The sequence below is a fragment of the Defluviimonas sp. D31 genome (assembly GCF_033436765.1).
GTDB lineage: Bacteria > Pseudomonadota > Alphaproteobacteria > Rhodobacterales > Rhodobacteraceae > Albidovulum.
On record NZ_JAWQFN010000006.1, the window covers coordinates 39667 to 54901 of the forward strand.

Genomic DNA, 15235 nt, shown 5'->3' on the forward strand with positions numbered 1-15235 from the left:
GGTCCAAGTCGTCTGCGCGGCCCGTGGCGTCAGAAGTTCTCGTAGGCGCCGGCGTCCGGTGCCTTGCCCTTCGGCCGGCTCCCTCCCACGATGTCGGACGGCGGCGCGAGCTTGGCCGTGCCCGCGTCGATCGCCAGGGCGCTCGACTTCAGCGTGAAGTTCTGGGTGGCGACAGAGGTGAACTCGTTCGCGCTGTTGGTGACTTCGATATTGTTGGTCACCACGACGTTGTTGGTGGCGTCCGGCTTGGTGTTGATGCGCGTCACCAGGTTGTTCGCGACCGTGGTGTTCTTCGACGGCGTGCCGTTCTTGTGGTAGCCGATCAGGATCCACGGAGCCTTGTCCGCAGAGCCGTCGGGACGCAACACCGTGTTGTTCACCACGGTCGAGTTGAGCGCCCCTGCGATCGTGATGCCGTGATAGGCCGAGGAGGTGATCAGGTTGTTGCGGATCAGGATGCCGTCGAACATGCCGTCGAACATGCCGATGCCTTGCAGCTTGCAGCGCAGCGGATTGGTCGCAGTGGACGTCCATTCGAACAGCTTGTTGTTCTCGATCAACAGGTTCCTAACCGTACCGGTGCCCACCTTGCCGTCGGCGCCGCGCGAGAACGACTGGAAACCGTCGGCATGGTTGCCGTTGATCTGGAAGCAGTTCTGGACCTTGTTGTTGCGCACGATCGAGTTGTCGCCGAGCGCCCGCATCCCGTCACCCGAGAAGCCGTCGATGATGTTGTCCTCAAGGAGCACGTTGGTGCCCAGGCCCTGAAGCCCGTGGTAGAGCCCGGTGATCCGGCTTCTGGCGACCGTGTTCCGGTTGCCGTCGATGAGGAAGCCGTTGCGCTTGTTGGCGAACCAGGTGGAGGAGTTCCACTGCATGTAGTTCGCGGCGTCCGCGACCGAGCGCACGTCGAGGTCGAGGAAGGCTATATCGGCGGTGTCGCCGTAGGTGCGGACCAGCGTGCCGGCGCCCGCCGAGGACGAGGTCGCCCAGACCTTGAGTTCCTGCACCACGACGTTCGCCGTGTTTCGCATCTGGATCGACTCGACATGGGCGGTCTGGCCCGGAACCGGCGCGATCATCACCGGCGAGGTGAACCGCTGGTCGCGGATCAGGACCGCGCCGTGATAGCCGTCCATCAGGAAGATCCGGTCGCCACCCTTCACTTGGCCCGACGACAGAAGCGCCGAGAGGCTCTGCCAGGTGCTGCCCGGTGCCGGCGCCGCCGTCGAGGTGTTGGTCGTGTTGGGTGCCGTTGTGGTGGTCGTGGTGGTCGTCGTCGGCGCGGTCGAGGTCTCGGTGTTCGTCCCCGATGACGCGGTCTGCGTGTCGGACGTTCCCGACGTGTTCGTGGGCGACGTTGTCGTCGCGGTTGTCGTAGTATCCGGCGCTGGCTGCGTCGCCGTGGATTCGCTTGTCGCTCCGGATACCGGCGTCTGCGCCTCTGCGGACGACGTACTCGTCGAGGAATCTGTACCGATGCTGCCGCCGGTCGTGGTGCTGCCGGAACCCGTTGCGGTTCCGGTTCCGGTCGAGCCGCTGCTCGAGTCTTGCACCGAGGTGCTGGTGCCGGAGGTCGTATCCTGCACAGAGGTGCTGGTGCTGGACGTCGGGTCGCTGCTCCAGGCGTTCGAGTTTATCTGGGTGTCCGCGCTGGTGTTGCCGGGACGGCGCGCGCGCAACCATTTGCCGGCGGTGGTGCCGGAGGCTGCGGTTTCCTTGTGCCGGACCCGGAGCGACTGCTCAGGCAGCGCCAGAGGGTCGACGGTGACATTGGTCTGGCCCAGCTTGGCGCCCGCTGACTGAAGTGAAATCGCCGATAGGGCCGTACCCTTGACCGGGCCGGGATTGGCCGGTTGAACGTAGAAGTCGGTCGCTTGGACCGCAGTGGCACAACATGCCGCGCTGATACTCAGAACCATCAATTTGCGTGCGAGATGCATAGAAGTGTTCTTTCGTGCCGCGAGTGTATCTTTTTTCAAAACAATGCGCGACAACGTGGCAAACGTTGGGCACAATTAAGTTTCGATGTGCCCGATTAGGCCGAATTGGCCCAAATAAACAATCAAAGAGCCTCGGAAGCAGCATCTTTCCGCTGATCTGGCGGTCCCGCGCGTTCAAAAATGGGAAACAGTCGGGCGGCGCGCTCCGGTTTTCGCCGATGTTAACACAAGCCGTTCATAACTTTTCGGTCGGCGGATCGCGCGACGAATGCTTTCCCCCGGACATGACCAGGACAGGCAGGCCGGACCGCCCCGGTCCGGCGATCAGGAAGAGAGAGATGGACAAGTTTTCCGACTACCCGACCAGCCTTACCGCCCCGGCGCGCGATGCGGCGGCGGTGGTGCCGAGCGACGCAGCCGACCTTCCGGTGCTGCCGAGAGCGCTTTACGTGGGCGTGAGCGGCGACATCTCTGCGCGCCTTGCCGGCGGCCAGGCGGTGCTGTTTCGCAACGTGCCCTCGGGAAGCGTGCTCGCGGTGCGGGCGCGCGGGGTCAACGCGACTGGCACGACGGCCTCCGGGATCGTGGCGCTCTGGTGATCCGAAGCCGGGCGCGTCTGGCTGCGTCCGGACCGGTGCAAGGCATAAGGGCCGGCGGGTGGATCCACCCGCCGGCCCTTTTCCTGTCCGCGCACCCCGGTCAGGTCGCGTTGGCGCCGAGCTTCCAGGCGTCGGCATTGGTCGCGGACGCCGGGCCGAGGATCTGCTTGTAGGGCGTGGTCGCGGGCGCGGCGCCGGTCACCGTGGCGCTCCGCCAGACCCGCAGATACTCGACGTCGCCGACGAACTGCAGCGTGGCGTTATTGCGCGCAAGGAAGCCGAGCGCGCGGGTGCTCTGGAAGACGCCGTTGCCCGAGCCGGTAAACGGCACCGTCGCCACAAGCGCGCCGTTGATCGTAACGCGCAGCACTGCGGCGACCTGATCGGCGGCGCAGACCAGGTCGTACCATACATTGGCGGCCAGCGCGGTCGCCACGGTATGCGCGCTGCGCATCTTCGTCCCGGCGCCGTCCTCGACCGTGAACCGCAGCGCGCCGTTGTTCATCAGTTCCACGTCGAAGCCGGTTGAGACCTGGGTGAACAGGATCGCCGTCGTCGTGGGCAGCGCCGGCACGCGGAACCGTCCGGCGAAGGTGCGCGCGCTCGTGCCCGCGGGCAGGTTGACCGGGTCGAGGAAATAAGGCCCCGTCGCCGAGGTGGCGAAGCGCGGCGTCGCGACCGGTAGCGTGTTGGCGACGACCGCGGCATCGGCGAGCGGCCGCACCGGCACGCCGTCGAGCCCCGCCGCGCCGAGATCGACGATCGGCAGGTTCTTCCAGGTCCCGGCGATCTGGTCCCCGGGGAAGCCGATCATGCCGGTGGCGCCGCCGTTGCCGTACTGCACCGTGTCGGCGTAGCTGAAGCTGCCGGAATTGGGCAGGATCCGCACCCTTCCTGCGACGATGCTCGCCTTCACCGCCGGCAGCCCGTTGATCTGGAAGCCCATCACCTCGGTCCAGTGCGGCTGGCCCGAGCCGAGCGCCGCCTCGCCGCGCTTCAGCCGCGTCGTGGTCACCGGCCCGGCCGAGGACCAGAGCTCGACCCAGGCGCCCGAGGGCTCCCAGAGGCATTGGTCGAAGACCGGCGCCGCCCAGCCCGACAGCCCCGCCGCCTGCAGGATCGCATGGGCTGTGAACCGCGCCCAGGCCTGGCAGCCGTCGGGCGTGTTGCCTGCCGGATGCGAGAGATCGGTCCAGCCGCCCGCGCCGTCGGCATAGCCGTTGACATAGGTCACCGGCTCGATCCCGCAGGGCAGGAACATCGTCGCCCCCGGCATCGCCAGCATCGCCCGCCAGCTCTTCCGCGCGGCCTCCTTGTTGGCGAGGTTTAACTGGTCGCCGCCGCCGGCGTAGTGGGTGGCGTCGCGCATGTCGGCGTCGATGTCGAAACGGTGCGGGCCATAGGCGACCCAGCGCGTATGGGCATAGTCGTAGAGCTCGCCGAACCAGTGGTCGGCGCGGTAGCTCTGGCCGCTGCCGTAGGTGATCGTTGCGGGGAAGCTCACCGCCGTGCCGTCGGTCTTCTTCCCGGAAAAGAGCGGGAGCATGGCCTCGCCGTAGCTCGCACCAAGATTGCCGGGGGCGGCGAACCACGACATCGCGGCGAGCCCGACATGCTGGCCGTCGGCGGTGGCGAAGGCGTGCAGCGCGCGGTCGGCGGCCCAGGAGCGCGCCGGGTTGGCGTCGTCGACGAGGTCGCGCGGATCGGTGCCGGGGACGGTCTGGAAGATCACCGCGAACTTCTCGCCAGGCCGCGCCGCTATGAGCGTCGCGGCGAGCGCGGCGGCAGCGGCGGTCAGCGGCTGGGCATTGGAGATGAACTGCCGCGCGGGGGTGCCGGCCGCGCCCTGGAAGATCTGCACCGCCTCGGGATCGGCGACGGGTGGCGGCGTCGTGTTGTCGTGGAAGGTCGAGAGGATCCGGTCGGGCTCGGACTGGCCCCAGATCGCGATGACATGGCCGACGCCGAACCGCGCCGCGCCCTGGGCGGCGATGCCGGGCAGGGCCTTGAGCCGCACCTCGGGCCGGAACCACGAGGAACTGCGCGCCACCGTCAGGGCGCCGCTCCAGGTGCCGGCGCCGCCGATCGTGGCGATCTCGGTCCAGGCGGTGGTCGCCGCGCCGCCATCGTCGAGCGAGACGGCCCGGGCCTCGACGACGGCGCCGGGCGTGCCGGTGCCCCTGACGGGCACGGCGGCCAGGGCGCGGCCGAAGCCCGCGCCGCTGTCGAAGATCGTGCGGTCGCGGCTGAACGCGGTGAGCGAAAGCGCCCCGGCCGGCGGCGGCGTCGCGCCGTCGCGGGGCGGGGTCTGGTCGAGGGAAAGCGAGGAGATGGAGATCATGCGGAGTTCCGTCTTGCGGGACGGCGCCGCCGGCTCGGCCGGAGGGCACAAGATCCGCGGCGCTCGTCCGGATGGCTTGCGCCGTCTCGCCGCCGGTCCGGATCCGCCGCAGAGGCGGCGACTCGGTCCCGGCCGCGGGCGGCAGGTCACCGGTCCTCGATACCATCGCCCGGACGGGTGTTGCGACGCGCAGGTCCCGCGCGTTCGCTCGGTCAGGAAACGGTCAATCAGTTGGCCTCAGGTCAGGCCCCGCGACGCGAGATCGCTTTCGGTGGCATCGGCATCGAGGAACCGGCCGTAGGGGCCCACCTCGATGTCGCGCCGGAGGATCCGCGCCGGGTTGCCGGCGACGACACAGCCCGGCGGCACCGATTTCGTCACCACCGCGCCGGCGCCGACGACGCAATTGTCGCCGATCTCGACCCCCGGCAGGATCATGCTGCGCCCGCCGATGAAGCAGTTCGCGCCGATCCTGGTATGGAGGTACAGCCCCCGCGTCCGGTCATGGGTGAGGATCCGCGCCTCGAAGGCGATGTAGGAATGCGGGCCGACATGGACCCCGATCGGAAAGGTCCGGTCGAACTTCGCCGAGAGCGAGAACTGCGCCGTCGGGTCGATGTCCATCCCCCAAAGCCGCCGCAGCGCGGACCGGCGCAAGGTCACAAGGATGTTGCGCAGCCCGCTGAGCCGGTTGAGCCCGCGCCGCCGCGCCTTCACCTGCGGGCCGGTCGGTGCGGCAGGCCTTCCCGGCGTCGGTTCGGCGATCGTGGCGTCGCTGTCTGGCACCGGACCCTCCTGACTCTGGCAATCCGGTCACGGCGGGACCGGTCCTCCGACAGACCCGCAGAATAGTTAACAAATTGGAAATATTCAATCAACGCGGCGCGTTTCGTTGCCCGATGCCGCGAAGGATCGGGCGGTCGTCGACGCCAGCCCGATCGCGGCTCGCGCGCGGGGACCGGGCGCGCTATAACGGACAAGTGTGCCGTCAGTGTCAGGTCCGAGACAGTGAATACCCTCGAAACCCAGTTGAGCCAGTTCGATACGACTGACAGCCTGACCGTGATCATGGTCAGCTACAACACCCGCGCACTCACACTCGCGGCGCTGCGGACGCTCTTCGCCGAGACCCGGAACCCGTTCCTTCGGGTCGTCGTCTTCGACAACGCCTCCTCCGACGGCTCCGCCGACGCGATCGCCGCCGCCTTTCCCGAGGTCGAGCTGATCCGCAGCACCGAGAATGTCGGCTTCGCACGCGCCAACAACATCGTTGCCGCGCAGGCGGAAACCGAATGGCTCCTTCTGCTCAACCCCGACACAGAGGTCCATGACGGCGCCATCGACCGGCTCCTCGCCTTCGCCAAGGCCCATCCCGACGCCGGCATCTACGGCGGCCGGACCGTGTTTCCCGACGGTTCGCTCAACTTCGCCTCCTGCTGGCGGCGGATGACGCCCTGGAGCATCTTCTGCGCCGCCTCCGGGCTCACCACCCTCTTCCCGCGCACCTCGCTCTTCCATCCCGAGGCGATGGGCAGTTGGCGCCGCGACACGGTGCGCGAGGTCGACATCGTCGTCGGCTGCCTGATGCTGATGCGGCGCGAACTCTGGGCGCGGCTCGGCGGCTTCGACCTGCGCTACTACATCTACGGCGAGGAGGCGGACCTTTGCCTGCGCGCGGCGCGGCTCGGCTGCCGGCCGATGATCACGCCCGATGCCGAGATCATGCATCTCGTCGGCGCCTCCAGCAAGACGCTGGGCGACAAGCTCCTGTTTTTGGCCAAGGCGCGGGTGACGCTGATCCGCGATCACTGGCCGCGGGCCTGGGTGCCGTTCGGGCTGGCGATGATGTGGACCTGGTCCGCGACGCGGGCGGCGGGATACGGCCTCGCGGCGCGTCTGCTCGGCGGCCGGATGAAGCAGCGTGCCGAAAGCTGGGTTCGGCTGTGGCGGGCGCGGTGCGAATGGATGAAAGGTTACTGACATGGCACAATGGCGGCACTGGACAGGTTCCGGCCGCCGGCTGAGGAACTTGTCAGTCCAATGTGAGGTTTCGACGGCGTGACGGTTGCGGAAACGACAGGCCCCCGCGGCGCGCGGAAACCCGCCTCGGCCGACCAAGCCGCAAGGTGGGCGATCGCGGTTCCGCGCCTGCCGGTTCTCGTATGGGTCTACCTGCTCGCGCTGCTTATGCCCTTCATGGTAGACGTGGGGCCGCTCAAGCTCTCCCCGCTGCGGCTTCTTTTGCTGTTCACAACACTTCCGCTGCTCGTCAATCTTTTTATGGGGCGCTACGGCAAGGTCCTTCCGGTTGACGTGATCTTCGTTCTGCATGTGATCTGGATGGCCATTGCGCTTCGCATCACCAGCCCCTCGACGGCGACCGAAGCCACCGGCTCCATGGGGGTCGAGTTCCTCGGCGGCTACGCGATCGCCCGCGCCTACATCCGCACGCCCGGCGCGTTCATTGCGCTGATCCGGGTGCTCCTGCTGCTGGTCCTGCTGTCGCTGCCGCTGGCGTTCTTGGAAACGCAGACCGACCGCTCGGTGCCTATCGAGGTGGTTCGCGCGCTCGGCCTCAACGCGGTCCAGGACGTCAACATCGAACCGCGCATGGGGATGTTCCGAGCCCAGGTCTTGTTCGCCCATCCGATCCACTACGGCCTCTTCTGCGCCTCGGTCTTCGCGCTGACCTTCGTCGGGCTGCGCAGTGTGATCGGGTTCGGAGGGCGGCTGTGGCGCAGCGTCTGCGTCTGCTTCTGCGTCGTTTTCTCGGTGTCGAGCGGCGCGCTCCTGTCGGTGATTCTGCAGGCGATGCTGATCGGCTGGAGCATCGCCTTCCGCCAGATCCGCAGCCGCTGGCTGCTTCTCGGCCTGCTCTTCGGGTTGTTGTACGTCGCCATAGACCTCCTCTCCAACCGGTCCCCGCTCAGGGTGTTCATGACCTATGCGACCTTCTCGGCGCACACGGCCTATTATCGCCTCATCATCTTCGACTGGGGCATGATCAACGTCTGGAACAATCCGATCTTCGGCCTCGGCTTCAACTACTGGGTGCGCCCCTCCTACATGCGCTCCGGATCGATGGACAATTTCTGGCTGGTGATCGCGGTGCGCTATGGGATCCCCGCGTTCGTGCTGATCGTGCTCGGCTATCTCGATGCGATCTTCCGGGTCGGGCGGCGCCGGCTCGAACCGGGCTCCGCGATAGCGGACCTGCGGTTGGCCTGGATGATCACCTTCGTCGGCCTGAGCTTCACCCTGACCACGGTCCATATCTGGACCTCGCTCTATTCCTTCGTCTTCTTCCTGATGGGGGCGGGGCTGTGGATCGCGACCATCCCCGAAGAGGCGGCCGCGCGCGGCGCGGAGGGCGCGCCCGATGCCGGGCCGCCACCCCGGACCGTCTGGTCGCGCGAGATCGAAGCCGCGCGGTCGGCCGGAAGAGAGCCGCGCCGGACAGAACCCGCCGAGGCGGCGCTGACGCCGCCGGACCTCGCCACCCGCCAGGCCAGACGTTACACCCGCTTCGAGCCGGGGCCCGACCCCGACGACCAGACCTCCGAAGCGCCGCGCCCGCGGCGTTGAGCGCCGGAGCTAGCCGCGCGGCCCCAGATGAAGATCGCCACGGTCCTCGGCCAGCGCGACCTGGCGCTGGCGCTCGCGGAACCGGGCGCGCTGCTGGGACGAATACTCGTCGATGCAGGCCGGGCAGGAGACGCCTTCCTCGTAACCGGGACCGGCCATCGCCTCGGCGGTGAGCGGCCGGCGGCAGGCGTGGCACATGCCGTGCCCGCCCGGAGCCAGCCCGTGCCCGACGCTCACGCGCTGGTCGAAGACGAAGCAGGCGCCGTGCCAGAGGCTCTCGGTCTCGGGCACCTCCTCGAGGTATTTCAGGATCCCGCCCTTGAGGTGATAGACCTCCTCCACACCCTCGCGGATCAGGAAGTTGGTCGATTTCTCGCAGCGGATGCCACCGGTGCAGAACATCGCCACCCGTTTGCCCGAGAAGCGCGCGGCATTGTCGCGCCACCAGCCGGGAAACTCGCGGAAGCTCTTCGTGCCGGGATCGACCGCGCCCTCGAAGGTGCCGATCGCCACCTCGTAATCGTTGCGGGTGTCGATCACCACGACATCCTCCGTCGCGATCAGCGCGTTCCAGTCCTCGGGCGCCACGTAGCGCCCGGTGCCGGCGGTCGGATCGACCTCCGGCTCTCCCATCGTCACGATCTCGCGCTTGAGCCGCACCTTCATCCGGCCGAACGGCATCTCCCCGGCCGGGCTCTCCTTCCAGTCGAGGCCGGCGCAGCCGGGCAGGGCGCGGATATGGTCGAGGACCGCGCCGATCCCCTCGCGCGTCCCGGCGATGGTGCCGTTGATCCCCTCGCGCGCGAGGAGAAGCGAGCCCTTCACCCCGTGCTCCTCGCAGACGGCGAGAAGCGGCCCGCGCAGCGCGGCCGGATCGGGGAATGCGGTGAATTGATAAAGCGCGGCGACGGTCAGCATGGCCGCGTGATACGGCCCGCGCGCGCCGCAGGCAAGTCAGGCTTCGTCGGCGGTGCAGATCGCGAGGCCGCGCACGACGGCGGTGAAGACATCCGACCGCTCGGCGGCGGCGTGGGGAAGGGCGGCGCGCACCTCGGCCTCGACGACCGCGAGAAGGCTCGACCCGCCGACGAAGATCACCCGTCCGACCGCGTTCGGCCAAAGACCGGCAAGCGCCAGCACCTCCCCGATCGCGCCGCTGATCGCGCGCGCGGCGGGAAATAGCGTGCTGGCCAGCTCGCCCGCGGTCAGGACCGGCCGCAACCCCCGCTCCACGAGCGCGAGGTCGATCCCCGCCTCGGCCGCGCCGTTCGCGCCGATCTTCGCCGCCTCGACCGCGAAGGCGACATCGTGGCCGGTCTCGTTCTCGATCACCCGCGCGAGCCGGCCGAGCCGCTGCGGCTCGACCGCGAGCCGGGCCATCGTCTGGACGCTGCGCAGCGTCGAGGGACCGTAGAGGAAGGCGATCTTCTCCCACGACGCGAGGTCGTGGAAGATGGCGCGCGGCACCGCATGGCGGCCCGGCCCGATCTCGTTGCGAAGTTCGCCGCCAAGGCCGAGAAGCGGCATCACCTTCTCAAGGCTCAGCGCCTTGTCGAAATCGGTGCCGCCAAGGCGCAGCCCGTGGCTCGCGAGGACATGCATCGCACCCTCCCGACTCTCGAACAGCGTGAAGTCCGAGGTGCCGCCACCGATATCGACGATGAGCCCGATGCCCTTGCCGGCACCGGCGGCGCGGGCCGCCGCCTCCGGCTCGTTGACGAAGCGGATCTCCTCGAAGCCCGCGTTCAGGTAGCATTCCCGCAGGTCGATCTCCGCCTGTGCATTGCGTTCGGGGTCGGCGCTGTGGAACCTCACCGGCCGCCCCGAAACGACGCGGCGGAACCCGGTCCCGGCCTCGGCCTCTGCCCGCCTGCGGATCTCCGCGAGGAACTGCGCCACCACGTCGAGAAGCGTCAGCCGCCGGTTCAGGAACTGCCGCCGCTCGCGGGCGAGCGGCGTGCCGAGCACGCTTTTCAGCGCCCGCATGAAGCGCCCCTCCTGCCCGTCGATCATCGCGCCGACGGCGGCACTGCCGAACACCGTGCGCCGCGCGGCATAATCGAGGAAGATCGCCGTGGGCAGCGTTTCCTGCCCGGCTTCCAGCGGCACGATCCGGGGCTCGCCCGCGCCAAGGATCGCGGCGGCGGTGTTCGAGGTGCCGAAATCGATGCCGATCGCGGGGGACATGGGAAACCTGTCGGATGTCTCGTGGGGAGGCGGCAGGTAGCAGAGCGCGCGCCGCGCCGCAAGATGGCCGCCCTCACGGGCCATTGACCTGAGACCGGGCGCGGCCTAGCAACAGGGAATGCCAAGGGAGAGGGGACCGCGATGCGCCCGAAGACCGAAGCCCTGATCGTGATCGACGTGCAGAACGACTTCTGCCCCGGCGGCGCGCTTGCCGTCGCCGACGGCGACGCGATCATCCCCCGCATCAACGAGCTGATGGGCGAGTTCGCGGTCAAGGTGCTGACCCAGGACTGGCACCCCGAGGATCACGCCTCCTTCGCCGCGAACCATCCCGGCGCCGAACCCTTCAGCCTGACCGAGATGCCTTACGGACCGCAGGTGCTCTGGCCCATCCATTGCGTCCAGGGATCGGACGGGGCCGCCTTCCATGCCGGCCTCGCCACCGACCTCGCCGACCTCGTGATCCGCAAGGGCTTCCGCGCCGCCATAGACAGCTATTCCGCCTTCTTTGAGAACGACCACGCCACGCCCACGGGCCTAGAAGGTTACCTCAGGACGCGCGGCGTCACCGACCTGACGCTCGTCGGCCTCGCCACTGATTTCTGCGTCGCCTATTCGGCGATCGACGCGGCGAAGCTCGGCTTCAACGTCACCGTGCTCGAAGGCGCATGTCGCGCCATTGACCTCGACGGCTCGCTCGCCAAGGCGCGCGCCGACATGCGTGCCGCCGGTGTGCGGCTGGAGGCCTGAATGGTCGACATCGCCACCCGCGTCTACAACCACGCATTCAAGATCGACCCGATCGTCCGGTCGCTCATCGACACCGATTTCTACAAGCTCCTGATGTGCCAGTCGGTGCACCGGAACCGGCCCGACACAACCGTCACCTTCAGCCTCATCAACCGCACCAAGTCGGTCCCGCTCGCCAAGCTCATCGACGAGGGTGAACTGAGGGAACAGCTCGACCATGTCCGCTCGCTCTCGCTCACGCGCGGCGAGTCGACCTGGCTCCGCGGAAACACCTTCTACGGCAAGCGGCAGATGTTCTCGCCCGCCTTCATGGAGTGGTTCGAGGCGCTGCGGCTGCCGCCCTACCATCTCGAGCGCAAGGGCGACCAGTACGAGCTGACCTTCGAGGGCAAGTGGCCCGAGGTGATGCTCTGGGAGATCCCCGCGCTCGCGATCCTGATGGAACTGCGCTCGCGCGCGGTGCTCGCGACGATGGGCAAGTTCGAGCTGCAGGTGCTCTACGCCCGCGCCATGACCCGGCTCTGGGAGAAGATCGAGCGGCTCCGGCCCATCGAGGGCCTGCGCATCGCCGATTTCGGCTCGCGCCGTCGGCATTCCTTCCTCTGGCAGGACTGGTGCGTGCAGGCGATGATCGAGGGGCTGGGCGAGGCCTTCGTCGGCACCTCGAACTGCCGCATCGCGATGCGCCGCGACATCGAGGCGATCGGCACCAACGCGCATGAACTGCCGATGGTCTATTCCGCGCTGGCCGAGACCGACGAGGATCTCGCCAAGGCCCCCTACCGGGTGCTCGCCGACTGGCACGAGGAGCATTCCGGCAACCTGCGGATCATCCTGCCCGACACCTACGGCACCGAGGGCTTCCTCAAGCGTGCGCCCGACTGGCTCGCCGGCTGGACCGGGATCCGCATCGACAGCGGCGATCCCGCGACCGGCGCCGAGACCGCGATCCGCTGGTGGAAGGAGCGCGGCGAGGATCCGACCCAGAAGCTGGTGATCTTCTCGGACGGGCTCGACGTCGAGAAGATCGAGGAACTGCACGCCCGCTTCGCCGGCAAGGTCCGGGTCTCCTTCGGCTGGGGCACGCTTCTCACCAACGATTTCCGCGGCCTCACGCCGGGCGACACGCTGGCGCCGTTCAGCCTCGTCTGCAAGGCGGTGGCGGCCGAGGGGCGGCCGACGGTGAAGCTCTCCGACAATCCGCGGAAGGCGATGGGGCCGGCCGACCAGATCGCCCGCTACAAGCGGGTCTTCGGCGTCGGCGATCAGGAAGCGATCGACGTCATCGTCTGACTTGCTCAGGCCGGCGGTGCCGTCAGGTCGGCGCGCCTTGCCGCCTCGCGCCAGCCGAGGAACCGTTCCGGCGGGATCGCCCGGCGCCCGGCGACGCGCTCCACGACGAGGCGGACGTCGTCGAGGCTCCCGGCCTTCAGCGCGGCATCGACGAAAAGCTGTTCCAGCACGTCCTGCTGGGCATGGCTGCCGCCAAGCTGATACATCCCGCCAAGCGCGGGCCGCATCAGCTCGACCGCCCTGTCGTGGTGCCCGGCGGCATGGGCCAGCAAAGCCTCCGAGATCGGCAGCACATAGTCGCGCACCAGCGGCGGCAGCGTGCCGCGTCCATTGGCGAAGCCGCGCATCGCCTCGACCATGCGCCCGGCGGCCTCGGTGCGGCCGGTCGCCGTTAGCGCCATCATCCAGTGCGGCAGGGTGAAGGCCGACACGCAGTCGCCGATCCGCGCCTCGGCCTTGTCGGCGAGCTCGACCCAACGGTTTCCCACATCAACGCCGAGCCGCTGCAGCCGGAACAGCATCGAGGCCGCGTTCTGCACGTCGATATAGACGTCCGGGGAGGCGACGGTCAGCGGCGCGTTGAGGTTGCGGAACCGGGTATCGTAAAGCTCCAGCACCCCGGCATGGTCGCCATATTCCAGCTTGAAGAGCGCGCAGTGCCACCAGAGGTGGTGCTGCATGTTGTGGCTGCCCTCCCAGTTCGGCGCGAGCGCGGTGAGCCACCGGATGCCCTCGCTCCGTCGGCCCTGACTTTCCATCACATGGGCGACGGCATGGGCCGCCCAGAGGTCGCCGGGATCGAGCTCGATCGCCCTGCGCCCGGACGGCTCCGCCGCGACATAGTCGCCGACCTCCTCATGCGCGAAGGCGTGGCAGGCGAGCATCGCCGAATAGCTCGGAACCTCCTCCGACCAGGCCGGCAGCACGCGGTCGACCGACGCGACCATCTCCTGCGGCCGGCCGAGCCAGAAGTAGAGGAAATGCGCAAGACGGAAGGCCACAACATCGAGCGGGTGATCGCGCAGGATCGCCTCCCAGGTCGCCAGCGCTCGGTCGAGGTCGCCCTCCGCCCAGGCGGCCAGCGCCGCGACATGGCTGCGCTCGCGCTCGGTGACGTCCGTGCAGAGCGCCGCCGCCTTGCGGGCCTGCTCGGCGGCGGTGGGCACCATCGCCTCCTTGAAGGCGAGCATCGCGAAATAGCCCTTCATGCACTGCGCCAGCGCGAAATCCGGATCGGCGGCCAGCACCGCCTCGAGCCGCTCGCCGGCATCGGCCCGCTGGGTCAGGTAGCCGGCGACAAGATGGTCGAAGGCGGTCGCGGCCTGTCCGCTTTTGGTCGAAAGAACAAGTCCTCTGGCGTCAAGATACATGGCGTCGATCCTCGCAGGCGATGGCGGGAAGTCCGGCTTTGTCCTTGAAGCATTAGGCGGAACGGGGTGGCTTGGCCAGCCTCACGCCGGGTTAGGCCGCGCCGCCGGCCGCCGCTTCTCTCAGATCCAGCCCGAACTCCGACCGGAACCCCGCCACGCCCTTCGGCGTGACCGCCACACGGTCCGAACCCGGCTCGCGCCTGAGCCAGCCGGTGCCGACGAGGCCGCGGAAGATCGCCGCGCCGACCGCGCCGCCGATATGCGTCGTCTGCCGCGACCAGTCGGGACAGAGCCCTAGGAACCGCCGCGGCTCGGCCTCGATCCGGGCGACGTCGACGCCGAGCGCCCCGAGCCAGGCCGCGCCGGTCCCGGTCAGCGCGAGGCCGCGCGCCGAATGGCGGATGTAGTCCTTGCCGATCGCCGCGCCCGCAAGCTGCCCGCCGAGCCGCCCGGCGAGATGGTCGAGGCACATCCGCGAATGCACCCGGCCCCGGTCCCAGGGCAGGGGCTCCGGTTCCCGGTCCGACAGCCTGCGCACCAGCGCCTCGATGCCTTCGAGGATCTCCGCCACCGCCGGGTCGCCGAGGCTGTAGAAGCGCTTTCGCCCGCGCGCGTCGATCCGCACCAGCCCGGCCTCGGCCAGCCGCGCGAGATGGCCGCTCGTCGTCGAGGGCGCGAGCCCGGCCACTTCCGCGAGGTCGCCGGCCGAGACATGGCCGTCGTCCCTCAGCGCGTAGAGGATGTTGGCGCGGGCCGGATCGCCGATCAGCCAGGCAACCTCGGCAATGGCGGTGAGTCCGTTCATGTTTCGGTTTTACCCGAAATGTTGGCATCGCTCAACCGTCTAGGATCGTCGTCGGAAATCCTTCCGGAAAGGAAATGTCATGCTCTACGACGACACCGATCTCCACCTTCGCCATCTGTCGGAACCGCGCCGCGGCGGCGTCGCCCCGTCGCGCCGCGACGTGCTCCTCGACCAGTACCGCGCGCGCCGCGACGCGCAGGCACGGCTCTGCCGCCGCGCGGTTGTCGCTGCCCGCCGCCGCCGCCTGCGCGCGGCCATCGCCAGGGCCATCGCCTCTATCCGTCACGCGCTTTCCGTGCGCCGCCGCGGCCCCGCGCGGCACTGAGGGCGCCGGGAAGGCGGCGCTTCGTGCTATCCTTCTC

At 68.6% G+C, this 15235-nt stretch carries 14 protein-coding genes; 7 read left to right on the top strand and 7 right to left on the bottom strand.

Going from position 1 to position 15235, the window contains the following annotated elements; all coding sequences use genetic code 11:
• Window positions 1-29: 29 nt before the first annotated feature.
• Window positions 30-1166, bottom strand: a complete 1137-nt coding sequence (locus R5H32_RS12125) for a right-handed parallel beta-helix repeat-containing protein (protein ID WP_318338945.1) — start codon at window positions 1164-1166, stop codon at window positions 30-32.
• Between the two features lie 37 nt (window positions 1167-1203).
• On the opposite strand from R5H32_RS12125, the gene R5H32_RS12130 reads away from it, so the two are divergent.
• Both R5H32_RS12130 and R5H32_RS12135 read left to right on the top strand, forming a co-directional pair.
• A complete protein-coding gene (locus R5H32_RS12130) occupies window positions 1204-1806 on the top strand; it encodes a hypothetical protein (protein WP_318338946.1) in 603 nt (200 codons plus the stop codon).
• A gap of 475 nt (window positions 1807-2281) precedes the next feature.
• Window positions 2282-2542: a hypothetical protein gene (locus tag R5H32_RS12135; RefSeq protein WP_318338947.1), complete on the top strand. Its 261-nt coding sequence runs from the start codon at window positions 2282-2284 to the stop codon at window positions 2540-2542.
• 100 nt (window positions 2543-2642) lie between these two features.
• Here R5H32_RS12135 and R5H32_RS12140 read toward each other — a convergent pair whose 3' ends face one another.
• Window positions 2643-4883, bottom strand: coding sequence for a LamG-like jellyroll fold domain-containing protein (locus tag R5H32_RS12140; RefSeq protein ID WP_318338948.1), 2241 nt, complete (start codon window positions 4881-4883; stop codon window positions 2643-2645).
• A gap of 237 nt (window positions 4884-5120) precedes the next feature.
• The gene (locus tag R5H32_RS12145; RefSeq protein ID WP_318338949.1) at window positions 5121-5669 is read right to left on the bottom strand and encodes an acyltransferase; all 549 of its coding nucleotides are present in this window, start codon (window positions 5667-5669) and stop codon (window positions 5121-5123) included.
• 222 nt (window positions 5670-5891) lie between these two features.
• On the opposite strand from R5H32_RS12145, the gene R5H32_RS12150 reads away from it, so the two are divergent.
• Window positions 5892-6863, top strand: coding sequence for a glycosyltransferase family 2 protein (locus R5H32_RS12150; protein ID WP_318338950.1), 972 nt, complete (start codon window positions 5892-5894; stop codon window positions 6861-6863).
• Window positions 6864-6941: 78 nt separating this feature from the next.
• Window positions 6942-8468, top strand: a complete 1527-nt coding sequence (locus R5H32_RS12155) for an O-antigen ligase family protein (RefSeq protein ID WP_318338951.1) — start codon at window positions 6942-6944, stop codon at window positions 8466-8468.
• 9 nt (window positions 8469-8477) lie between these two features.
• Here the strand turns inward: R5H32_RS12155 and R5H32_RS12160 are convergent, their stop codons facing one another.
• Window positions 8478-9386, bottom strand: a complete 909-nt coding sequence (locus tag R5H32_RS12160) for a rhodanese-related sulfurtransferase (protein WP_318338952.1) — start codon at window positions 9384-9386, stop codon at window positions 8478-8480.
• Between the two features lie 36 nt (window positions 9387-9422).
• Window positions 9423-10655 (bottom strand): Hsp70 family protein, encoded by a 1233-nt coding sequence (locus tag R5H32_RS12165; RefSeq protein ID WP_318338953.1) that lies wholly within the window; start codon window positions 10653-10655, stop codon window positions 9423-9425.
• Between the two features lie 141 nt (window positions 10656-10796).
• Between R5H32_RS12165 and pncA the strand changes: the two genes are divergently transcribed.
• On the top strand, window positions 10797-11405 hold the full coding sequence (gene pncA / locus R5H32_RS12170) for a bifunctional nicotinamidase/pyrazinamidase (RefSeq protein WP_318338954.1): 609 nt from the start codon (window positions 10797-10799) through the stop codon (window positions 11403-11405).
• Window positions 11406-12698 carry a nicotinate phosphoribosyltransferase gene (pncB, locus tag R5H32_RS12175; protein WP_318338955.1) on the top strand — a complete coding sequence of 431 codons (1293 nt, stop codon included), beginning with the start codon at window positions 11406-11408 and terminating at the stop codon, window positions 12696-12698.
• A gap of 5 nt (window positions 12699-12703) precedes the next feature.
• On the opposite strand, the gene R5H32_RS12180 is transcribed toward pncB, so the two are convergent.
• Window positions 12704-14068: a tetratricopeptide repeat protein gene (locus R5H32_RS12180; protein ID WP_318338956.1), complete on the bottom strand. Its 1365-nt coding sequence runs from the start codon at window positions 14066-14068 to the stop codon at window positions 12704-12706.
• 91 nt (window positions 14069-14159) lie between these two features.
• Entirely contained in the window at window positions 14160-14873 is a 714-nt protein-coding gene (locus R5H32_RS12185) for a helix-turn-helix transcriptional regulator (RefSeq protein WP_318338957.1), read from the bottom strand.
• Window positions 14874-14952: 79 nt separating this feature from the next.
• Here R5H32_RS12185 and R5H32_RS12190 point away from each other — a divergent pair, with 79 nt between their 5' ends.
• Window positions 14953-15198: a hypothetical protein gene (locus tag R5H32_RS12190; protein ID WP_318338958.1), complete on the top strand. Its 246-nt coding sequence runs from the start codon at window positions 14953-14955 to the stop codon at window positions 15196-15198.
• Window positions 15199-15235: the final 37 nt, after the last annotated feature.

What these genes read in the sequence shown, in the direction of transcription:
- R5H32_RS12135 (WP_318338947.1), top strand. Translation starts at nt 2,282, where the DNA reads ATGGACAAGTTTTCCGACTACCCGACCAGCCTTACCGCCCCGGCGCGC.
- R5H32_RS12160 (WP_318338952.1), bottom strand. Translation starts at nt 9,386, where the DNA reads ATGCTGACCGTCGCCGCGCTTTATCAATTCACCGCATTCCCCGATCCG.
- R5H32_RS12185 (WP_318338957.1), bottom strand. Translation starts at nt 14,873, where the DNA reads ATGAACGGACTCACCGCCATTGCCGAGGTTGCCTGGCTGATCGGCGAT.
- R5H32_RS12190 (WP_318338958.1), top strand. Translation starts at nt 14,953, where the DNA reads ATGCTCTACGACGACACCGATCTCCACCTTCGCCATCTGTCGGAACCG.
- pncA (WP_318338954.1), top strand. Translation starts at nt 10,797, where the DNA reads ATGCGCCCGAAGACCGAAGCCCTGATCGTGATCGACGTGCAGAACGAC.
- R5H32_RS12140 (WP_318338948.1), bottom strand. Translation starts at nt 4,883, where the DNA reads ATGATCTCCATCTCCTCGCTTTCCCTCGACCAGACCCCGCCCCGCGAC.
- R5H32_RS12180 (WP_318338956.1), bottom strand. Translation starts at nt 14,068, where the DNA reads ATGTATCTTGACGCCAGAGGACTTGTTCTTTCGACCAAAAGCGGACAG.
- pncB (WP_318338955.1), top strand. Translation starts at nt 11,406, where the DNA reads ATGGTCGACATCGCCACCCGCGTCTACAACCACGCATTCAAGATCGAC.
- R5H32_RS12165 (WP_318338953.1), bottom strand. Translation starts at nt 10,655, where the DNA reads ATGTCCCCCGCGATCGGCATCGATTTCGGCACCTCGAACACCGCCGCC.